The following is an 18,906-nucleotide window of genomic DNA, read 5'->3' on the forward strand; positions in this document are numbered from 1 at the left end:
GGGGCGCAGGCGCAGGCCTCGGGGCCGCCGATGGACCTGACCGTGCTCTACCGGGGCCCGCTGTCCTCCTGCGACTACGACTGTCCCTACTGCCCGTTCGCCAAGCGGCGGGACGGCCGGGAGCTGCTGGCGGCAGACCGGGCCGCCCTGGAGCGGTTCGCCGGCTGGGCCGCCGGGAACAGCGGCGACCGGCTGTCCGTCCTGTTCACCCCGTGGGGCGAGGGCCTGGTCCGCTCCTGGTACCGGCGCGCCCTGGTGGAGCTGTCGCACCTGCCGCACGTGCGCCGGGTCGCGATCCAGACCAACCTGAGCGGCCGCACCGGATGGACCGCCGAGGCCGACAGGGACACGCTCGCGCTCTGGTGCACGTACCACCCGGGGCAGACCCCGTACGACCGCTTCCTGGGCAAGTGCCGGGAACTGGCCGCCGCCGGGGTGCGGTTCAGCGTGGGCGTGGTCGGGCTGCCGGAACACCTCGCGGAGGCCCGCCGGCTGCGCACCGCGCTGCCGCCCGAGGTGTACCTGTGGGTCAACGCGGCGGAGGGGCACGCGTACACCGATCCGGAGGCGGCCGACTGGACCGCCCTGGACCCGCTCTTCCCGTTCAGCCGCCACCCGCACCGCTCGGCGGGCCTGCCCTGCCGCACGGGCGCCTCGGTGATCTCGGTGGACGGCGCCGGCACGGTCCGCCGCTGCCACTTCGTCAAGGCGGAGCTGGGCAACCTCTACGACGGCTCCTACCGGGCCGCCCTGCGCCCGCGCGCCTGCCCCCTGGCGGTCTGCGACTGCCACATCGGCTACGTCCACCTGGAGACGCTCCCGCTCTACGACGTCTTCGCGGGCGGCGTCCTGGAGCGGATCCCGGCGGCGGTCAGCTCGGTCATCCCGTGACACGGGGGCGCGGCGGATGGGCAAAGCGGAGGGAAATTTACCTGCGGTCACCCGCGGTCACCCGCGGTTCTCGCACATCGTGATCGCTCAGCGTTTACGCGGCGTTAACGGCCCATGCAGTCGGCGGCGGGCCGACCGAACGACGGAATCCGCAGGTGAACAGCTCTTGACCTGCGGATCTCGCAGAGATTCCATTCGGCCCGGGAGCCCCCGAACCAGACGTGCCCACCACCGCCTCGGAGGCGATACCGCTCCCGCACTCACTCACCGCATCTGCCGATCGGAACACCGCACCGATGTCTGACACGATCAGCGCCCCTCAGGCCCTCTCCCCCGCCACCGGTCCCGTGCCCCAGAAGCTCAAGCGTTCCATCGGCGTCGTCGGCGGAACCCTGCTCACCCTCTCGTGCGTGACGCCGGCCTCGACCCTCTTCGTCGTGGTCCCGGACCTCTTCTCCAGCCTCGGCACCTGGACCGCGCTCACCATCGCCATCGGCTCCCTGCTCTGCATCGGGGTCGCGTTCTGCTACTCGGAGCTGGGCACCCTGATCCCCAGCGCCGGCGGCGAGTACGCGATGGTGTCCACCCTGTCCGGCCGGCTCGCCGGCTGGCTGGTCTTCGTCCTGTCCCTGCTGGTCGTGATGATCGTGCCGCCCGTGATCGCCATGGGCACCGCCGACTACCTCGCCCCCGTCATCGACGTACCGGCCCCGGCCGCCGGGGCCGCCGTGATGCTGCTCGCCACCCTCGCCGGTCTCCTCGACCTGCGGGCCAACGCCTGGATCACCGGCATCTTCCTCGTCCTGGAGGTCGTGGCCGCCGGGCTCGTCGCCGTACTCGGCTTCGCCCACAGCGAGCGGGGCGCCGGCGCCCTCGTGCACGGCACGGTCGCGGCGGAGGGCGGCGGTACTTCCACCGTCACCGCGATGATGGTCGTCTCCGGGCTCGCCATCGCCCTCTTCGTCACCCAGGGCTTCTCGACGGCCGTCTACCTCTCGGAGGAGCTGGAGAACCCGCGCCGCAACGTCCCGCGGACCGTGCTGGCCACCCTCGCCATCTCCGCCGCCGTGATCCTGGTCCCCGTCATCGCCATCACCCTGGGCGCCCCCGACCTGGAGGCCCTGACCTCCGGCGACCTCGGCACCATGGTGACCGCCTGGTCCAACTCGGCCGTCGGCACCTTCGTCAGCCTCTGCGTGGCCCTCGCCATCGTCAACGCCGGCATCGTCATGGTCATCCAGAACTCCCGGGTGCTGTTCGCCTCCGCCCGCGACAAGGCCTGGCCCGCGCCCGTCAACTCCGCGCTCTCGCGGCTCGGCCGGTTCGGCTCCCCGTGGGTGGCCACCCTGCTCGTCGGCATCCCCGGCGCGGCGATGTGCTTCGTCAACCTGGACACCCTCTACGGGGTCACCGGCGTCTCGGTGACCGGCATGTACCTGCTGGTCGCCGTGGCCGCCCTGTCCAGCCGCCGCGGGGCGCACCGCGAGACGGCCGCCTGGCGGATGCCGCTTTGGCCCGCCGTCCCGGTCGTGCTGATCCTGGTGTTCGCGTACATCCTCACCCAGCAGGAGACCCAGTACCTGCTGTGGACCGGCGGGATCACCGCCGTCGCCACCGTGTACTGGGCGCTGCACCTGCGCCCGCACAAGGACACCCGCTGGCTGGTCACCCTCCCGGTGGACGAGGACGACCCGGCGCCGGCGCCGGCTGCCTCCGTGTAGCAGTCGACCGGCAGAGGTACGCAGAGGTGCCTGGGAGAGGCGCCTAGTGCAGGTGCGGGGCCACGGGTGCACATCCCGTGGCCCCGCACCTCTTCGCGTACCGCCGTCCCGAATGGTGGAACGGGTGTCTCGCCCGCCCCGCCCCTTCGTCTATGCTCCGCGTCCGGCCCGCCGGTCCCGCCTCTCGAAGGAGCCCGTTCGCCATGAGCCGCAGCCCCGCCCTCCTCGACGTCAGCCAGGCCCACGCCCGTCACGCCGAGTTCCGGATCGTCGATGTCCGCACTCCGGGCGAGTACGCCTCCGGCCACCTCCCCGGCGCGCTGAACATCCCCCTCGACCGGCTCGGCCGCTCGCTGCCCGAGCTGCGCCTGGCCGCGCAGGAGCAGGAACTGCTGCTGGTGTGCGCCTCGGGGACCCGCTCGGAGAACGCGGCCCGGACCCTGGCCGGGCACGGCATCGCGGCCACCAGCCTGACCGGCGGCACCACCTCGTGGTCGGCGCACGGGCATCCGCTCGACTACCCCGCCCAAGGGCCCCGCCGGGTCTGGGCCATGGAGCGTCAGGTCCGGTTCACCGCGGGCTCGCTCGTCCTCCTCGGCCTGCTCCTCGGCCTGCTGGTGCACCCGGCGTTCGAGCTGCTCAGCGCCGGGATCGCGGCCGGGCTGGTCTTCTCCGCCCTCACCGACACCTGCGGCATGGCCGTGGTGCTCGGCCGGCTGCCCTTCAACCGCGGCCGGTAGGGGGCACTGCGCCCGGCCCGGCCGGCGCGCCCGGACCTTGCACCTGGCCCGCCACCAGGCTGCTCCCGCCCAGGGTGAGCGCGGTGTTCACCAGGCCGACGTGGCTGAACGCCTGGGGGAAGTTGCCGAGTTGGCGTCCCGATACGGGGTCGTACTCCTCGGCGAGGAGTCCCACGTCGTTGCGTACGGCCAGCAGGCGATCGAAGAGCTCCCGCGCCTCCTTCTCCCGGCCGGTCAGGTGCAGGGCGTCGGTCAGCCAGAACGAGCAGGCGAGGAAGGCGCCTTCGTCGCCGGGCAGGCCGTCCACCGAGAGCCCCTCGGTGCTGTAGCGGCGGAGCAGGCCGCTGCGGCCCAGTTCCTCGCGCACCGCGTCGACCGTGCCGGTGACACGGGGGTCGTCGGGCGGCAGGAAGCCGACGCGCGGGATGAGGAGGGTGGCGGCGTCCAGTTCGCGGGAGCCGTAGTACTGGGTGAAGGTGCGCCGCTCCGCGTCGTAGGCGTTCTCGCACACGTCGCGGTGCACCGCCTCCCTCATGGCGCGCCAGCGGTGCACGTCGCCGGGCAGTTTCGGGTTGAGTTCGAGGGTGCGCACGGCCCGGTCGGCGGCGACCCACGCCATGACCTTGGAGTGCGTGAAGTGGCGGCGCGGGCCGCGCACTTCCCACAGCCCCTCGTCGGGGCGGTGCCAGTTCTGCTCCAGGAAGTCGAGGAGCGCGAGCTGGATCTTCCAGGAGTGCCACTCGGCGGGGAGTCCGGCGGAGCGGGCCACGTACAGGGAGTCGAGGACCTCTCCGTACACGTCGAGCTGGAGCTGGTCGACGGCCGCGTTGCCGACACGGACCGGCGCGGAGCCCGCGTACCCCTTCAGCCAGGGCAGCTCGGTCTCCGGGATGCGCCGCTCGCCGCCGATCCCGTACATGATCTGCAGGTCGGCCGGGTCGCCCGCGACGGCCCGCAGCAGCCACTCCCGCCAGGCGCGGGCCTCGTCGAGGTACCCGGTGGCCACCAGCGAGCCGAGGGTGAGGGTGGAGTCGCGCAGCCAGCAGTAGCGGTAGTCCCAGTTGCGGACGCCGCCGAGGTCCTCCGGCAGGGAGGTGGTCGCAGCGGCGGCGATTCCGCCGGTCGGGGCGTAGGTGAGGGCCTTGAGGGTGATCAGGGACCGGACCACCGCCTCCCGGTAGGGGCCCTCGTACGTGCACTGCGCGGTCCATTCCTGCCAGTCGGCGAGGCTCTGCTCCAGGGCGGCGTACGGGTCCAGCGGCTCCGGGCGCGGCTCGTGCGAGGGGTGCCAGGTGAGCACGAAGGCGACGCGCTCGCCGGCGGCGACCGTGAACTCGGAGCGGGTGCTCATGCCCTCGCCCCACGTGTGCACGGAAGGTTCGCTGCGCAGCCACGCGGCGTCGGGTCCGGCGACGGCGACCCGGTCGCCCTCGCGGTTGCCGCCGCGCCGGACCCAGGGCACGACGTGCCCGTAGTCGAAGCGCAGGCGCAGGGTGCTGCCCACGGTCGATTCGCCGGTGAGTCCTTCGACGATCCGCATCAGGTCGGGCGCGGTGTCGCGCTGCGGCATGAAGTCGATGACCTTGAACGAGGCGCCGTCCTCGGTCTCCCAGAAGGATTCGAGGACGAGCGTGCCGTCGACGTAGGCGCGGCGGGTGCAGCGCGCGGTAGCGGAGGCGGCGGCCGGGGCGATGCGCCAGTGGCCGTTCTCCTCGTCGCCGAGCAGAGCGGCGAAGCAGGCGCCCGAGTCGAAGCGCGGCAGGCACAGCCAGTCGATGGACCCGTCGCGGCCGACCAGCCCACTGGTCATCAGGTCGCCGATGAGTGCGTAGTCTTCGATGGGTTGTGTCATTTAGGGCAATTTCCCCCGAATGCCCGCACTCAATCAGCCCGTACGGGTCCCCGCGCCGCGCCGAGCCGCGCCGCCCCGGGGACGGCTCGGCTGGACGGCCCCGCTCTACGACCCAGCTCGACGGCCCAGCTCGACGGCCCCGCTCGACGGCTCAGTTCCGTACGAGGAGCAGCACGCCCGCGGTCACGACGCCGAGGCCGACCGCGAGGGCGCCGTGGGCGAGGCGGTGGCCCCGCAGGAAGGGCAGGAAGCGGTCGGCGGCGTACCGGCCGGGGCCGGTGAGCGCGAGGGCGGCGGCGCCGGCGGTGAGCAGGAGCTCGTACTCGATGCCCTGCGGGGCGAAGAAGGAGCCGGCACCGTGCACGGCGATGGCGTTGATCATGGTGCCGACCAGAGCGGCGCCCGCCAGCGGCGTGAGCAGCCCGAGGACGAGGCCGAGCCCGCCGAGGGTCTCGGTCAGGCCGGCGAGGACGGCCATGGCGTCACCCGCCGGGTAGCCGCTGGCGGTGAAGAACTGCCCGGTGCCGCTGATACCGCCGCCGCCGAACCAGCCGAAGAGCTTCTGGGTGCCGTGGGCGGCCATGGTCAGGCCGAGGACCACGCGCAGGAGGAGGAGGCCGACGTCGTGGGCGGGGGTGGACGGGGCCAGGGCGCCCGAGGTGCGCGCGAGGGGCGCGGCCGGTTCACCGGCCCGCGGCTTCGGCGTGGTGGCGGACGAGCTGGTCACGGGGCTGGTCATGGGGGGTCCTTCCGGTCGGCGGCCCAAGGAGGAGGTTCGTTCAAATTCAAACAACCTCCCCGACCCTAGCTCCACATCCACCGCTGATTCAAATTGGAACCTCACGTGTAGCCTGGATCCATGGCTGAGACGAAATGGCTGGACGACCGCGAGATGCGGGCCTGGGAGGGGTTCCTGGCCGCTTCCGCCCTGGTCAACCGCCGCCTCGATCAGCAGCTCAAGGACGATTCCGGACTCTCCCACCCGCAGTACGAGATCCTCGTACGGCTGGCCAGGGCGCCGGAGGGCGAACTGCGCATGACGGAGCTCGCCAACGGACTGGTCAACTCCAAGAGCGGCCTGACCTACCAGGTCACCCAGATGGAGAAGGCGGGCCTCGTCCGCCGCCGCACCTGCCCCTCCGACGTCCGGGGGATCTACGCCGTGCTCACCGAGACGGGCCGCGCCCGGCTGACGGAAGCCGCACCCGGGCACGTGACCACGGTCCGGGAGGTCCTGGTGGACGTCCTCACCCCCGAACAGCTCGACGTGCTCGCGGACGGGCTCGGCGAGGTCAGCCGCCGGCTCCGGACCCAAGGCGCCTGATGGACGCGACGACGCTCTGGCTCATCGTGGCCGCGGTGGTGGCGGCCGGCCTGGCGGTCACCGCGGCCGTGCTCCTCGTACGGGTCTTCGCGGCCCGCCGGCTCCTGCGCGACGCGGGCATCCCCCTGCGCGACAAGGCCCTGTTCTGGGCGGCCGTGGCGTACACGATCTCCCCGGTGGACCTGATCCCGGACCCGGTCTACCTGGACGACATCGGCATCCTGCTCCTGGCCCTGCGCTCCCTGCACGCGGCGGCCTCGGCAGCCCGCACGCCCAAGGAACTCGACGCGACGTAGCGACATCCGCGCCCGTCGGCTCAACTGACCCCGCGCGGGCGGAACTGGACGCTGATGCGGGGGCCGACCGGGCGGGCCGTCTTGGGGACGGCGTGTTCCATCGTGCGCTGGCAGGAGCCGCCCATCACCACCAGGTCGCCGTGGCCCAGGGGGAGGCGGAGCAGGGTGGCGCCACCGTCGCGGGGGCGCAGAACCAGGTCGCGGGGGTCACCCACCGAGAGAATCGCGACCATCGTGTCCTCAGTGGCGGAGCGCCCGGTCCGGTCGCCGTGCCAGGCGACGCTGTCGCGGCCGTCACGGTAGAGGCACAGGCCCGCCGTGACGAAGGGTTCGCCCAGCTCGGGGGCATAGTGACGGCTCAGCGCGGCCCGAGCCCCGGCAAGAACGGGGTGCGGCAGCGGGTCGGCCTCGCCGTAGTGCGCCAGCAGGCGCGGGACCGCCACCTCCCGCTCGTACATCTGCCGCCGCTCGGCATGCCACGGGACGTCGACCGCAAGCCGCTCGAACAGCGCATCGGCGCCCGCCAGCCAGCCCGGCAGATGATCCGCCCAGGCACCGGCGCCCAGCTCCGTACGCCGGACGCCCACCAGCGGGCCGAGGCGGATCTCGTCACCTTGATCGAAGAGCGAGCCCTGGAGTGCGTGCATGGGTCCAGCGTAACGCGCGATTCGAACACCTGCACGAGTAAATCGACTCGCTCACTTCTTCTTACGAAATGTCCCGTGTAATCGGTCGAGGGCTTCCGTCACCAGCGGCAATTGGTCTGACTGCTCCTGACGACCCGTGACGCGTTTGCCCCGTCTCACGAGATCCGGCCTCCATCTCGCCTGACCTTGCCCGATTCGCACACAAGGGACCGGGTCAGGCGAGACAGCCAAGGTCAGCCCCTGCGTCCGAACACCGGCCCCAGGGAGGAGCGAACCAGGTCGGTGGCACGCTGGGGCGAACACTGGCGGTGGTCAGCTCGGCCGCAGCCGTGGCATGTGTTGCAGACGCCGTCGACCCGACACGAGCAAGCCACCGGCGGCGATGGGGAGGTAGTACGCCTTTCTGCCGTAGCCTTCGCACTGAGGACGTGGCAGTGCACCGGAGCGATTCGGTAACGCACGGGCAGGAGAGTGCGGGGCGGTCATCACTCCACCCCCACCCCACGTGGAACTCGGCGCGGGCAGTGCGTGAGGCGGCGGAGCGGACGGCAGCAGCACTGCGGCGCAGGCCGGACCTCGCCGCCGAGGCCACCCGCACCTCCAACCGGATACGCGGCCTGCTCACTCAGTTCCACCCCTCGCTGGAGCGCGTGCTCGGCCCGCGACTGGACCACCCCGCCGTCACCTGGCTCCTCGAGCCCTACGGATCCCCGGCTGCGCTGCGCAAGGCAGGCCGCCGCAGACTCGTCGAACTCATCCGATCCAAGGCCCCGCGGATGGCACAGAGGCTGATCGACGAGGTCTTCGACGCTTCGACGAGCAGACCGTCGTCGTTCCCGGCACGGGCACGCTCGACATCGTGATCCCGTCGCTGGCCGCCTCACTCGCCGCGGTCCATGCCCAGCGCCGGGCACCGGAAGCCCAGATCAGCACCCTGCTGGAGGGCCACCCTCTTCACCAGGTCCTGACCTCGATGCCGGGAGTCGGAGTCAGGACGGCTGCCGTCCTGCTGGTTACCGTCGGCGACGGGACCGGCTTTCCAAGTGCCGCCCACCTCGCCTCATACGCCGGCCTCGCCCCCCACCTACAAGTCGTCGGGCACCTCGATCCACGGCGAACACGCACCCCGCGGCGGAAACCGGCAGCTCAAACCTCCACCGTCAGCCTCGCCGCATGAACACCGCAAACACCCGCATACCCGTCACCACGTCCTTGACGAAGAACATAGAGGCACCCCCCAGGCGGCCCGCCGGTAACCATCCACCCCATCACGACCGAGGGTTCCCAGGCAAGCGCTCTCCGTAACCGCTCCCTGGCTCTTTGGCCGAGAGTGCATGCCCCACCCAGGTTGAGCACTGCTTGCCGTGGCATGGCCAGTCCCGGAGTTTCAAGGCACGGCCACGGATGGGAGATGCGCGCCAGAGCGGCCTGCTCAAGCTGTGGGACTGCCATCGAGACGGTCCTGAGTTCTGCGAGGGGTGGACCCGCGAGTTCGTCTCGAACTCTTATCCAGGGTGCCCAGCAGGTGTAAGGCAAGTCAGGCAAGTAATCCGGAGCGAACTTGCCTGACTGATATCCAAGGGTCTGTTAGGCAATTTCGTGGTGTCGGTGCCATCGCGCGCAGTCGGCAGCCCAGTCGGCTCGGGTCCGTTGGAGTGCTTGGTACAGCCGCTCGGCAGGTACCTCGAAGGCGCGTTCGTCCTCAGGCTTTCGGATGCTGGGCCGCCGGCGTAGCGAGGTCGTGTCGGACATTCCGCAAGACCGCCGCCGTCGTCGTCATCATCGCGAAGTCCGCCGGGCGCAGGGTCTTCGGCCCCGCCACGGCAGACGTCCGTCTCGCTTGCCTTCTTGCGCGTCAGTCCGGCAGCCAGTGCAGCTCGTGCGCCAGGGTCTTGGCGACGGCACGGATGCGGCGGTGTAGTGGCGACTGCTCGCGTGGGAGGACCAGATGGAACGTCAGGCTGGGCGCGCCCCGCAGCGGTCGCCAGGTGAGACCGGCCGGTTGTGCCGGGGCCGCGGTTTCTCCGGCCGGGGCGAGGGTGGCCCCGTCGCGCAGGTCGCGCTGAGACATGTCGAAAGCGACTGCGAGCGTGTGGAATCGGGGGTGTGGTCGGGTGTCTTGGAACAGTGCGGACAGCTGATCGTGGATCACGGGGTTGGCCGCACGGTCCGGGATTCGCAGCGGATACGCGGCCGCGTCGGCGATCTCGATCTCCGGGCGTTCGGCCAGCGGATGGTGCTGCGCCAGCTGGACCCCGATGCGCTCACGCCGCAGCAGGAACCGGCGCACGCCACGGCCCGGCTGCTCACCGCGGGTGATCCCGGCATCGATGCGGCCGTCGGCGACCGCGGGAGAGATCTCCGGTGTCGCCATCGGGACCGCGCCGACCTCGAGTCCGCTGTTGCCGCGAATCAACCTGTCCACCAGGGCCGGTGCCGTCTCGGCCCCGGCGCTGAGGCTGTATCCGATGCGCAGCGTGCCCAGTTCACCGGCCGCCGCGCTCCGGGCGGTGTCCCACGCCCGGTCCAGCGCCGCCAGCGCGGGCGGCGCGGACTCCGCCAAAGCCGCACCGGCCGTGGTCAATACGACGCTACGTGTGTTGCGGACCAGCAGGGCCGTACCGAGTTCCGCCTCCAATCGGCGCATCCGGGCGCTGAGTGCGGGCTGTGCGATACCGATCCGTGCGGCCGCGCGGGTGAAGTTCAACTCCTGTGCCAGCACCAGGAAGTACCGCAGGCTCACCGTATCCGGCGCCAAGTGCCCCCCTGCCGATTGATAACGATCCGTTCTGAGCCTATCCCGTACCGGTCTTTCCCTCGACCGCACATCAAGCCCTAACCTGCGCATGCCGGGATCGATCGATCTGAGTGTCAATTCGAAGTCAGACGTGTCCGGCCGAACACAGGAGGTTTCCATGGCCAAGGGCTACTGGGTCAGTGTCTACCCCGCCATTTCCGACCCTGAGAGGCTGACTGCCTACGACAAGCTGGCCGGTCCGGCTGTCCAGGCTGGGGGCGGGCGCGTCCTGTCCCGCCTCCTGTCCCTTGGCGGTCGAGTCGTCGCCCACGAGGCCGGACTCACGCAACGCGTCGTTCTGATCGAGTTCGACAGCTTTGAACAGGCCGTCGCGGCATACGAGAGCGAGGCATACCAGAAGGCGCTGGTGGCCCTCCCCGACGGCTTCGAGCGCGACTTCCGCATCATCGACGGCATCGACTGACCGGCAGGCCCAGCCATCGCTGAGCATCCGTCACCTGATACGCACACGGTGCTGAACGACGACTCACGAGACGAGTTCGAAGCCATGCCCCGCGTCCCAGTTCGTCGTCGACGTCCTCGACGGCCTGGTCCCTGTGGGCGGCTCGCCGCGCTACCCAACGTCGAGTAACTTCCTGACTTGCCCGACTTGCCTGACACGCAATCAAGCTCTGACCTGCCACAACGGCGATTCACCCTAGATAAGAGCCGAGGGCGAGGGATCCGGGCCTGCGTACGTCGTCGCCGCGTGGAGATGCGCCTCCACCGGGCCCAGGTGCTGGTCGTGGGCGAGGACGATCTCGTCTGCGAGGTTGAGGATGCGGATGTTCCCGCCGGAGAACTGAACGGTGATGCCGGTGGCGAAGTCGAGAGCACCTGGCGGCAGGCCCGCCGCTCACGTCGCCTTCGGCCAGAAGTCGATCGTGTACCGCTCCACCCCCCTGCGCAGTGCCTTCGCTACGTGTCGCCCTCTCGACCTCGGCTCTGCCCGCGCAGGTCACGCGGACCCGCCACAGTCCGGCCCGCCCCAGCCGGATCAGCTGATCGGAGCGCCCCGGTTCCCCACACCGCCACATCGCCCGTGACCGACTCGTAGTCGACCTCGGCCTGCTCGTCCCAACCAGCAGCCTCCGCGTCGGGCTCGCCGTCCCAGACACGCGTGACTACCGCGGCAGTGTGCGTGTGACCTGCGCTGAACAGGTCGAACCGACGCACGTGCTGTTGCAGGAACACCCCCCGCTCAAAGCCGTCGGGATACGGCACGGGCACCACGCTGTCGTCCGATTCCTGGAACCCGAACGACCTGAACGCAACCTCGGCATCCAACGCCTGCTGCCCCAACAACGCAGCCATAGCTCCTCCAGCCCCGAGCCCCGCAGGCCCCCTCGGACCCTACCCGTGACGGTAGGACAGGCCGCTCCGTTACGCCTGTCGCCAACCTGGTCCGTGAGGCCTCTGGGTAGATTGTGCGGACGGCCTTGCCGCGAAGTGGTGGCGGCCTCGTGGTCGTGGCGGATGCCTGTGGTGCCCCGGGCAGCGGATTCCTAGAGATAGAGCGGCGACGTCCGGCGTCCTCGCGCATACACCCGCACCACTGGGGAGGGAACGTCTTGATCTACTACGGAATGGACTGGGCGGAGAAGACTCACGACGTCGCCCTCGTCGACGACAGCGGCCAACTCCTGGCCAAACGGCACATCACCGACGACGCGGCCGGCTACAAGATCCTGCTGGACCTGCTGGACCTGCTCGCCGAATACGGCGACACCACCTGGCGGTAGCTATACGAGAACAGGGCCGTCACGGTGGCGGCGGCCGCCGACCGTGTCTCGGCGAAAAATGATTGAGCCGGCAACCTTTCCGCTCTGAGTGGCCACTTAGGGGTGTACCGACGAGGGCAAGCCGTGGTCAGCGGCGCTACGCCCTCTGTGTCAACACCCGATCGGAGCATTACGTGTCATCAGAAGACCCGAGATCCGCCGAGCAGCCGATGCCTCGGGGTCGCACGCCCCGCCGTAGCCGAATGCGCCTCCGCTTTGTCGCGGGGGCGGTGGCGGTGCTCGCCGCCTCGGCCGGTGTCGGCGTCCTGGCGCCCAGCGCGGGCGCCGCGTCGACCGTCGGCATCAGTGTGAATGCCGGTACCTCCTTGGGCACGGTGCCCAGCAGTGGTGTCGGCCTCAACACGGGCTTCGGCGACGAGCACATGGGGGGCGCCAAGGTGACATCGCTGATGAAGGCCGCGGGAGTTCGGCAGCTGCGGTATCCCGGCGGCTCCGGCGCGGACGACTACCACTGGAAGACCCACACCTCCGGCGACGGCAGCGGCTGGATCCCCTCCAACACCAACTTCGACCGCTTCATGGCCACCGCGAAGAAGGTCGGCGCCCAGCCGATCCTGACCGCGAACTACGGTTCCGGCACCCCCCAGGAAGCCGCCGACTGGGTCAAGTACGCCAACGTCGACAAGGGTTACGGCGTGAAGTACTGGGAGATCGGCAACGAGGTCTACGGCAACGGGCACTACGGCAACGGCAAGGGCTGGGAAACCGACACGCACGCCGACAAGAGCCCGAAGGAGTACGGAAAGAACCTGGTCGCCTACTCGAAGGCGATGAAGGCCGTGGACCCGAAGGTGAAGATCGGAGCGGTGCTCACCACCCCCGGCTTCTGGCCGGACGCGGAAAAGGCTCCCGGTGACAGCGCCGACTGGAACAACACGGTGCTCTCCATCGCGGGAAGCTCGATCGACTTCGTCATCGTCCACTGGTATCCGGGCGGCACGACCACGGCCGACCTGCTGAACACCCCCTCCCGGATCGCCGGTGTCACGTCCTCGCTGCGCTCGCTGATCGCCAAGTACGCGGGCTCGCGCGCTGCTTCGGTGGAGATCGCGGTCACCGAGACCGACACCGTCTTCTCGCCCGTCTTGACCAGTCAGGCCGCAGCCCTGTTTGCGCCGGACACCTACATGACCTGGTTCGAGCAAGGCGCCACCCACGTGGACTGGTGGAACCTGCACAACGGCTCGGGCGAAGCACCCACCACCGTCAACGGCGAGACCGACTACCAGGACGGGGGCATTCTCTCCGCTGGAACCTGCGCCGGGGGGAAGTGCGAACCGCCGCGCGACACGCCCTTCCCCACCTACTGGGGCATCCGCGCGCTGACCGCACTGGCGCAGCCTGGCGACACCATGGTCAAGTCGTCCTCGGGCAACTCGTCGGTCACTGTGCACGCGGTGCGGAGCAGCAACGGCGGGCTGAACGTCATGCTGACCAACAAGAGCCCGCAGAACGCGGCGCAGGTGTCGCTCTCGTACGCCGGGTTCACCCCGGCCGCAGGGGCGGTCACGACCGTTTCGTATGCCAAGGGAGGCACCGCCCTGACGACGGCGAAGCGGGGCACGGCGGTCGCACAGACGCTGCCGCCGTACTCGATCACGACTCTTCAGCTGAAGCCCGCGTCGGGGACTGCCGGCGCTGACAAGCCGACGCCCGCCCCCACGCCGACCGCCCCCGCGCCGGTTGTCTCCGCCTCCGGCACGACCGGCACCCGTGCGCAAGGGCAGATCGGCGCACCCGTCGGCCAGGCGACCCCGAGCAGCACGTCCGGCGACCTGGCTTCCACCGGAGCGAGCAACGCTGTTGTCACGTACAGCGCCCTCGGTGGCCTGCTGGTCATCGCTGTCGGCGGCTTGCTGGTGCTTCGCGGACGTCGCCGCAGGGGTTTGCACGGGAAGTGAGATTGCGTGAGTGACTGACGGCCCGGCAGCAACGTCACCCACCCGTGGCATGCGCGCCGGGCCGTCGGCCTCCGCGCCGACGTCGGCGGTCAGGAAACGAGCAAGGCCCGGGTCGTTGACCTGGACCTGGCCTACCTCGGCACCGGTCCCGACCGTGGGGCGGCCCACGGGCCGCGTTCCGGGAACATCTGGTGGGCGAGGGTGTGGCGGTGGCTCGTAAGACCACCACCGCGGCGTACGACGGTTACTACCGCTGCTCGTTCGCGGGTACGACCACCACCCCGCGGTCTCCGCGGCCGGTGACTACATCGACGTGCAGTAAGAATCTTCTTCCCGTAAGTGCACAACCATTTACGGGAGTCGCATGTCTGTTCTGTGGAGTCAGGAGACTCCACAGAACCCTTGGGGCGCATGGGTGACCTTCTCACCCGTGCGCCTCCGTGTCCCTAGGGGAAAAGAATGCGTATTCGTGCCACTGTGGCTGCCGTTGCCGGCGCCCTGGCCCTGTCCGCCCTCGCCGTGCCGTCCGCGCAGGCGGCCACGGACAGTGAAGGCGACACGAAGATCACCAAGGTGGTTGTCAACGGCGGCAAGAACGTTGCGGTCGGTACCAGCACCGCGAAGACGTTCTCCGTCTCCGTGACCGCCACGGACGACTCCGGTATCGCGGGCCTCGACGACGACCTGCTCTGGCTCCAGGGTCCGGGTTTCGGCATGCTCACCCCGACCGGCTCCTCGACCTGCACCGCCGTGAGCGCCACCACGTCGACCTGCACCGCCAACTTCACCGTGGACCCGCAGGTCGACCTGGCCTACTCCAACGACATGGCCGGTACCTGGTACGTCAATGTCTGGGTGGACGCCAAAGACGGTGACTACGCCAGCGTCGACAAGGCCTCCTCCTTCAAGCTGCAGCGCTACTCCAAGCTGACGGCCAACGCTTCCCCCGAGCCGGTCGTCAAGGGCAAGACCATCACGGTCACGGGCAAGCTGACCCGCGCCAACTGGAACACCTTCACCTACACGGGCTACAGCGCCCAGCCGGTGAAGCTTCAGTTCAAGAAGGCCGGCACCAGCACGTACACCACGGTCAAGACGATCAACACGAACAGCACCGGCGACCTGTCGACCACCGTCACGGCGGCGTACGACGGTTACTACCGCTACTCGTTCGCGGGTACGACCACCACCTCCGCGGTCTCCGCGGCCGGTGACTACATCGACGTGCAGTAAGCACTGCACCCCTCCTTCGAGGGGGAAGCGGCGGCCGCCCCCGAGCCAGACCGGCTCTGGGGCGGCCGTTGCGTACTTCGCTCAGCACTCCGAGATTCCGTCCGGGGCAGCCGTGGAGGGATCGCATCGAACATGGGGAACGTACATGCGCGTTCGTACCACTGTGGCTGCCGTTTCCGGCGCCCTGGCCCTGTCCGCCCTCGCCGTCCCGGCCGCCCAGGCGGACGGACGGTAGCCATGGTGACACCGCCATCACCAAGGCGGTTGTCAACGGCGGCAAGAACGTCGTGGTCGGCGCCACCACGGCCAAGACGTTCACTGGCGCGGTCACCGCGACGGAGGAGATCCCGAAGAGCGGAGCGAGCTGCCGCATGGTCAGGTTCGTGCGGTAGTACACGGCCGCCAACAGCACCCGGTCGGGCAGCGGCAGGCACCAGGGCCGGCCGCCACCGGGCCCGTTCCCGCACCACCTTCACCAGCTTCGCGAACCCTCGATCCGCAAGCCACCCTGGGGTCATCCCCGCGTGAACGCGGGGACAACAGGTATCCATCCGTGTGCAGGTCCACCACGAGCAGGGGTCATTCCCGTGCTCGGAGAGCAGACTGACTGACCTGGCACTCTATAGCGGCCATAGGGCCATTTTCGTCACTTCCGCGGATTCCGGCATAGTGGAAATTCGACGCATTTGATCGAAGCAACTTCACCTCGAGCCAGTTGCTGGACTCCCGCCAAGGCACCTACGCGGAGACCCCGTCACCGCTCTGCAGCAGCATCGATTGCTCCTGCTGCCGCGCGCCCGCTCCGGACGACGGGATGTCACCCCGAGGAGGTCCTCGGCGTGAACATTGAGGACCCGGACTTGGCCGCCCGCCGCTGCCCGGTCAAGGCCAAGGGCGCCCGGAGCAAGGCACGCCGAGGGCAGGCCCGGGAGGACTTCGTGCTGGAGACCATCTACTGGGATGCCGGCACCGCCCGGCTCCTGCCGCCTGCTGCGCCTGCTGTGCGCCCGCACCTGCGGCCCAGTGTTCGTCACCCACCGCCACCCCGGGCCGGGTAAGGTCGTCAACCCGCGCGACGTGTGCCCGGCCCGGCCTGGCCCGCCTCTCCTACGCCAGGCCCGCGCCCTGCTCGACGAGCACACCGCCGTACACGGGCCGGGGACGGGCTGGGACCTGCACGAGTACCGTCATTCCGCCCTGACCCACCTGAGCGAGCAGGGCGCCTCCCTGCTGATGCTGATGGCGAAGTCGAGGCACGCCTCCGCGTCTCCCCCGGTCCGATGCGGGACCGGGGCACGCGCTATAATCTACGAGTCGGCCTTCAGCGCCCCAGGTTGGGTTCGCGCGAAGGCTTTTTTCATGCCCTCTGACACATCTGCCTCCGGCACACCTCCCACCACCTACCGTGACCTGCTCCGCAACCGTGAATTCGTCGGCCTGTACGCCAGCTTCACACTGTCGGTCGCTGCGAGCACCTTGTCGGGCTTCGCGCTCGGCACGCTGGTCAACCAGCAGACCAAGTCCCCGTTCCTGACCGCTGTGAGCATGTACGGCGCCGCCTTCGCGACGGTACTCGGTGCGCTGACGCTGATGTCGGTCGCGGACGGAAGCCGTCCTCGCCGGATCCTCGTCGCGCTCCAGTGCGTCTCGCTCGTAGGTGTTGCGGCACAGGCGGTTCCAGGCCTGCCGCTCGCCGCCCGCTTCGGTCTGCTCCTTGCACTGGGGTTCTTCCAGTCCCTGGGTACGGGCGCACGGATGGGCCTGCTCGCCGAGGTGGTGCCGACCTCCACCTATGCACTGGCACGTTCGCTGATGAACATCACCTCGGGAGGCATGGCCATCCTCGGCTACGCCATCGGCGCCGTACTGCTGCGGTACCTGAGCCCGCAGGAGGTCTTCGCCGTCGCGACAGCCCTGACCGGCGGTGGATTGATCATGGTGGCGGTGACGGTCCGGGAACGTTCGATCCGTCTGACCCGTCGCCCTGGACTGCGCCAGACCTGGACGACGAACATCGAGCTCTTCTCCCACTCCGGCCAGCGCGCGCTGCTGCTGAACCTGTGGGTCCCCAACGGTCTGATCGTCGGCTGCGGAGCCCTGTTCATCTCCTACGCCCCCCCATCACGCCGGTGTCTTCCTGGCCGCCGGATCGGCAGGCATGCTCTTCGGTGACCTTGCGGTCGGACGGCTGTTCACCGCCGAGCAACGGCGCCGCTACGCATTCGCCCTGCGACTGCTGCTCGCCGCCCCCTACCTGCTGTTCGCCGTCCACCCGCCCGTGCTGATGGCGACAGCCGCGGTGTTCATCGCCAGTGCCGGCTTCGCTGCCACCCTGCCGCTCCAGGAGCAGCTTCTGGAGTTGACCCCTGATCCGGTCCGTGGCCAGGTCCAGGGAGTTGAGTCCGCCGGCCGGATGACGTGGCAAGGTATCGGAGCCGCGATCGCCGGCGGCATTGCCCAGCACTTCACTTCTGGCATGGCCATCACCTTGGTGGCCGCCGTCTCCATCGCCATCACCGTCTTCTCCCGGCCCTTCGTGGTCCGCGCCCGAGCCGTCCGCGTCCAGGCGGCCCATGCATAGAGTTCCCACGACGGTGCGAGCGGCGGGCGCGGCCAGACGCGCCCGCCGCGTCTCGCTACTCGTCGACAGGGTCCGGGGCGCGGAGGGGCCGCAGCCCGCCGGGCAGGTCGGGGAGCTGGAAGGAGTAGCGGCCCAGCACGTTGATGTGGTGGCGGACGAACGGATCCGGTGTGGATGGAGCCGGTGATCCGCAGGATGTCCTCCCAGTGCCGCTCGATGCGGGCCAAGTCGATCCGGCCGCGGGCCGCGCCCTGGAACGCGCCGTAGTCGGCCGTGCGATCGACGCGCCACATCTTCTGATCCGGCAGGTCCGCGAGCTGCGGGGCGTCGGCGAACCCGGCCAGGGTGAGCAACCCGAACACGATGTCGCTATAGCTCGCGGTGTCGGTGACGATCATCTCCGGACGGCGGCCGCCGTCGCGGTCGTAGAGGACGTCCAGCACGTACAGGGAGTCGCGCGGGGTGCCGGCCACGACCTTCCCGCCCAGCCCGCCGCCTGGTCGTTGATCATGTTGAGCCAAGTCGCGCCGCCGCGGCGCCCGAAGTATTTCGGGTTCGGCCGCGCGTACACGCTGGGCACGGGGACGACGAACCGCATCCCGCCTACCGAGGCGACCAGGCCCCCGCCCCAGCGCTGTGCGAGGCCGATGGACGCCTGGTGGTCGATGAGGGCGGCGTTCGCGGCCCGGTAGGTGCCGTCCAGCAGCGCGGCCCGCGCCTGAAGGCGAGCACCCGCCTCACCGGGCAGGTTCAGCGAGGCCGCACGGTCGGCCGAGCCTGCCGCCACGCCTCACCGGCCACCTGCTTCGCCCGCGGGTCCCCCCACTTGGAGGAGTTGCGGGCGAAGACCTGCTTTGCTGCCCAGCATCCGGTGCAGTTGCTCCAGCACGCAGAACGTGTACGCCTTCCAGTCCACCGTGCCAGGCTCCAGGTGCGGGACCGCCAGCACCAGGCGCCGCCACGACCCCGTCAGCAGGCCGGTGTCGATCTCGGCCGGTCCGACCTTCTTGCGGCCCATCAGCTCCGGCAGCGACAACAGCGCGGCCAGCACCAGCTCACTCTCCGGGGTGGCGTCGAAGTCCGGCCGCGGCGGCCGAGGGCGGGGACCTGATGTGGGTCGT

15 protein-coding genes and 6 pseudogenes are annotated in these 18,906 nt (G+C 69.9%); 14 read left to right on the plus strand and 7 right to left on the minus strand.

Translation table 11 applies throughout. From position 1 onward, the window contains the following. The first annotated feature begins 30 nt into the window (after positions 1 to 30). The 3 genes from AC3IYI_RS03800 to AC3IYI_RS03810 all read left to right on the plus strand — a co-directional run bounded on the left by AC3IYI_RS03800 (position 31) and on the right by AC3IYI_RS03810 (position 3,352). Entirely contained in the window at positions 31 to 891 is an 861-nt protein-coding gene (locus tag AC3IYI_RS03800; RefSeq protein ID WP_489411873.1) for an STM4011 family radical SAM protein, read from the plus strand. Between the two features lie 296 nt (positions 892 to 1,187). Then, positions 1,188 to 2,612: an APC family permease gene (locus tag AC3IYI_RS03805; protein ID WP_489408852.1), complete on the plus strand. Its 1,425-nt coding sequence runs from the start codon at positions 1,188 to 1,190 to the stop codon at positions 2,610 to 2,612. A gap of 203 nt (positions 2,613 to 2,815) precedes the next feature. Next, positions 2,816 to 3,352, plus strand: coding sequence for a rhodanese-like domain-containing protein (locus AC3IYI_RS03810; protein ID WP_489408853.1), 537 nt, complete (start codon positions 2,816 to 2,818; stop codon positions 3,350 to 3,352). On the opposite strand, the gene AC3IYI_RS03815 is transcribed toward AC3IYI_RS03810, so the two are convergent. Together AC3IYI_RS03815 and AC3IYI_RS03820 are read right to left on the minus strand one after the other, a co-directional pair. Beyond that, positions 3,336 to 5,204 carry a glycoside hydrolase family 15 protein gene (locus AC3IYI_RS03815; protein WP_489408854.1) on the minus strand — a complete coding sequence of 623 codons (1,869 nt, stop codon included), beginning with the start codon at positions 5,202 to 5,204 and terminating at the stop codon, positions 3,336 to 3,338. The two genes, AC3IYI_RS03810 and AC3IYI_RS03815, sit on opposite strands and share 17 nt — an antisense overlap. Positions 5,205 to 5,355: 151 nt before the next feature. Beyond that, entirely contained in the window at positions 5,356 to 5,943 is a 588-nt protein-coding gene (locus tag AC3IYI_RS03820) for a DoxX family protein (RefSeq protein ID WP_489408855.1), read from the minus strand. Between the two features lie 120 nt (positions 5,944 to 6,063). Between AC3IYI_RS03820 and AC3IYI_RS03825 the strand changes: the two genes are divergently transcribed. After that, entirely contained in the window at positions 6,064 to 6,528 is a 465-nt protein-coding gene (locus tag AC3IYI_RS03825) for a MarR family winged helix-turn-helix transcriptional regulator (RefSeq protein WP_250739021.1), read from the plus strand. Next, positions 6,528 to 6,824: a YkvA family protein gene (locus tag AC3IYI_RS03830; RefSeq protein ID WP_489408856.1), complete on the plus strand. Its 297-nt coding sequence runs from the start codon at positions 6,528 to 6,530 to the stop codon at positions 6,822 to 6,824. The genes AC3IYI_RS03825 and AC3IYI_RS03830 overlap by 1 nt, the downstream gene beginning before the upstream one ends. Positions 6,825 to 6,844: 20 nt before the next feature. Here AC3IYI_RS03830 and AC3IYI_RS03835 read toward each other — a convergent pair whose 3' ends face one another. After that, complete coding sequence (locus AC3IYI_RS03835; RefSeq protein ID WP_489408857.1) at positions 6,845 to 7,471, minus strand: alpha-ketoglutarate-dependent dioxygenase AlkB; 627 nt, start codon at positions 7,469 to 7,471, stop codon at positions 6,845 to 6,847. A gap of 572 nt (positions 7,472 to 8,043) precedes the next feature. Here AC3IYI_RS03835 and AC3IYI_RS03840 point away from each other — a divergent pair. Beyond that, positions 8,044 to 8,622 (plus strand): annotated as a pseudogene (locus AC3IYI_RS03840) (transposase); the annotation flags it as partial. A 704-nt stretch (positions 8,623 to 9,326) separates the two neighbouring features. On the opposite strand, the gene AC3IYI_RS03845 reads toward AC3IYI_RS03840, so the two are convergent. Beyond that, entirely contained in the window at positions 9,327 to 10,229 is a 903-nt protein-coding gene (locus tag AC3IYI_RS03845) for a LysR family transcriptional regulator (protein ID WP_489408858.1), read from the minus strand. A gap of 157 nt (positions 10,230 to 10,386) precedes the next feature. Here AC3IYI_RS03845 and AC3IYI_RS03850 point away from each other — a divergent pair, with 157 nt between their 5' ends. Further along, a complete protein-coding gene (locus AC3IYI_RS03850; protein ID WP_489408859.1) occupies positions 10,387 to 10,692 on the plus strand; it encodes a DUF1330 domain-containing protein in 306 nt (101 codons plus the stop codon). 494 nt (positions 10,693 to 11,186) lie between these two features. Here AC3IYI_RS03850 and AC3IYI_RS03855 read toward each other — a convergent pair whose 3' ends face one another. Continuing rightward, entirely contained in the window at positions 11,187 to 11,582 is a 396-nt protein-coding gene (locus AC3IYI_RS03855; RefSeq protein WP_489408860.1) for a hypothetical protein, read from the minus strand. A 272-nt stretch (positions 11,583 to 11,854) separates the two neighbouring features. Here AC3IYI_RS03855 and AC3IYI_RS03860 point away from each other — a divergent pair. The 4 genes and pseudogenes from AC3IYI_RS03860 to AC3IYI_RS03875 form a co-directional block, all read left to right on the plus strand. Further along, positions 11,855 to 12,001, plus strand: a pseudogene (locus AC3IYI_RS03860) (IS110 family transposase); the annotation flags it as partial. Between the two features lie 251 nt (positions 12,002 to 12,252). Continuing rightward, on the plus strand, positions 12,253 to 13,971 hold the full coding sequence (locus AC3IYI_RS03865; protein ID WP_489408861.1) for an LPXTG cell wall anchor domain-containing protein: 1,719 nt from the start codon (positions 12,253 to 12,255) through the stop codon (positions 13,969 to 13,971). Between the two features lie 459 nt (positions 13,972 to 14,430). After that, the gene (locus tag AC3IYI_RS03870; protein WP_489408862.1) at positions 14,431 to 15,204 is read left to right on the plus strand and encodes a calcium-binding protein; all 774 of its coding nucleotides are present in this window, start codon (positions 14,431 to 14,433) and stop codon (positions 15,202 to 15,204) included. Positions 15,205 to 15,349: 145 nt separating this feature from the next. Continuing rightward, positions 15,350 to 15,548 (plus strand): annotated as a pseudogene (locus AC3IYI_RS03875) (calcium-binding protein); the annotation flags it as partial. On the opposite strand, the pseudogene AC3IYI_RS03880 reads toward AC3IYI_RS03875, so the two are convergent. After that, a pseudogene (locus tag AC3IYI_RS03880) lies at positions 15,536 to 15,722 on the minus strand (helix-turn-helix domain-containing protein); the annotation flags it as partial. The pseudogenes AC3IYI_RS03875 and AC3IYI_RS03880 overlap by 13 nt on opposite strands. A 306-nt stretch (positions 15,723 to 16,028) precedes the next feature. Here AC3IYI_RS03880 and AC3IYI_RS03885 point away from each other — a divergent pair. The 3 genes and pseudogenes from AC3IYI_RS03885 to AC3IYI_RS03895 form a co-directional block, all read left to right on the plus strand. After that, a pseudogene (locus tag AC3IYI_RS03885) lies at positions 16,029 to 16,461 on the plus strand (site-specific integrase); the annotation flags it as partial. A gap of 102 nt (positions 16,462 to 16,563) precedes the next feature. Beyond that, positions 16,564 to 17,376, plus strand: coding sequence for an MFS transporter (locus AC3IYI_RS03890; protein WP_489411874.1), 813 nt, complete (start codon positions 16,564 to 16,566; stop codon positions 17,374 to 17,376). Next, positions 17,363 to 17,785 carry a hypothetical protein gene (locus AC3IYI_RS03895; protein WP_489411916.1) on the plus strand — a complete coding sequence of 141 codons (423 nt, stop codon included), beginning with the start codon at positions 17,363 to 17,365 and terminating at the stop codon, positions 17,783 to 17,785. The genes AC3IYI_RS03890 and AC3IYI_RS03895 overlap by 14 nt, the downstream gene beginning before the upstream one ends. Positions 17,786 to 17,940: 155 nt before the next feature. Here AC3IYI_RS03895 and AC3IYI_RS03900 read toward each other — a convergent pair. Then, positions 17,941 to 18,866, minus strand: a pseudogene (locus AC3IYI_RS03900) (Tn3 family transposase); the annotation flags it as partial. Positions 18,867 to 18,906 lie beyond the last annotated feature (40 nt).

Source organism: Streptomyces sp. GL_148 (genome assembly GCF_057834205.1).

Excerpts from the sequence above, each read along its gene's own strand:
- AC3IYI_RS03825 (WP_250739021.1), top strand. The coding sequence starts at position 6,064 with ATGGCTGAGACGAAATGGCTGGACGACCGCGAGATGCGGGCCTGGGAG.
- AC3IYI_RS03830 (WP_489408856.1), top strand. The coding sequence starts at position 6,528 with ATGGACGCGACGACGCTCTGGCTCATCGTGGCCGCGGTGGTGGCGGCC.
- AC3IYI_RS03890 (WP_489411874.1), top strand. The coding sequence starts at position 16,564 with ATGCCCTCTGACACATCTGCCTCCGGCACACCTCCCACCACCTACCGT.
- AC3IYI_RS03895 (WP_489411916.1), top strand. The coding sequence starts at position 17,363 with ATGCTCTTCGGTGACCTTGCGGTCGGACGGCTGTTCACCGCCGAGCAA.
- AC3IYI_RS03800 (WP_489411873.1), top strand. The coding sequence starts at position 31 with ATGGACCTGACCGTGCTCTACCGGGGCCCGCTGTCCTCCTGCGACTAC.
- AC3IYI_RS03855 (WP_489408860.1), bottom strand. The coding sequence starts at position 11,582 with ATGGCTGCGTTGTTGGGGCAGCAGGCGTTGGATGCCGAGGTTGCGTTC.
- AC3IYI_RS03835 (WP_489408857.1), bottom strand. The coding sequence starts at position 7,471 with ATGCACGCACTCCAGGGCTCGCTCTTCGATCAAGGTGACGAGATCCGC.
- AC3IYI_RS03820 (WP_489408855.1), bottom strand. The coding sequence starts at position 5,943 with ATGACCAGCCCCGTGACCAGCTCGTCCGCCACCACGCCGAAGCCGCGG.
- AC3IYI_RS03870 (WP_489408862.1), top strand. The coding sequence starts at position 14,431 with ATGCGTATTCGTGCCACTGTGGCTGCCGTTGCCGGCGCCCTGGCCCTG.
- AC3IYI_RS03850 (WP_489408859.1), top strand. The coding sequence starts at position 10,387 with ATGGCCAAGGGCTACTGGGTCAGTGTCTACCCCGCCATTTCCGACCCT.
- AC3IYI_RS03810 (WP_489408853.1), top strand. The coding sequence starts at position 2,816 with ATGAGCCGCAGCCCCGCCCTCCTCGACGTCAGCCAGGCCCACGCCCGT.
- AC3IYI_RS03805 (WP_489408852.1), top strand. The coding sequence starts at position 1,188 with ATGTCTGACACGATCAGCGCCCCTCAGGCCCTCTCCCCCGCCACCGGT.
- AC3IYI_RS03815 (WP_489408854.1), bottom strand. The coding sequence starts at position 5,204 with ATGACACAACCCATCGAAGACTACGCACTCATCGGCGACCTGATGACC.
- AC3IYI_RS03865 (WP_489408861.1), top strand. The coding sequence starts at position 12,253 with ATGCGCCTCCGCTTTGTCGCGGGGGCGGTGGCGGTGCTCGCCGCCTCG.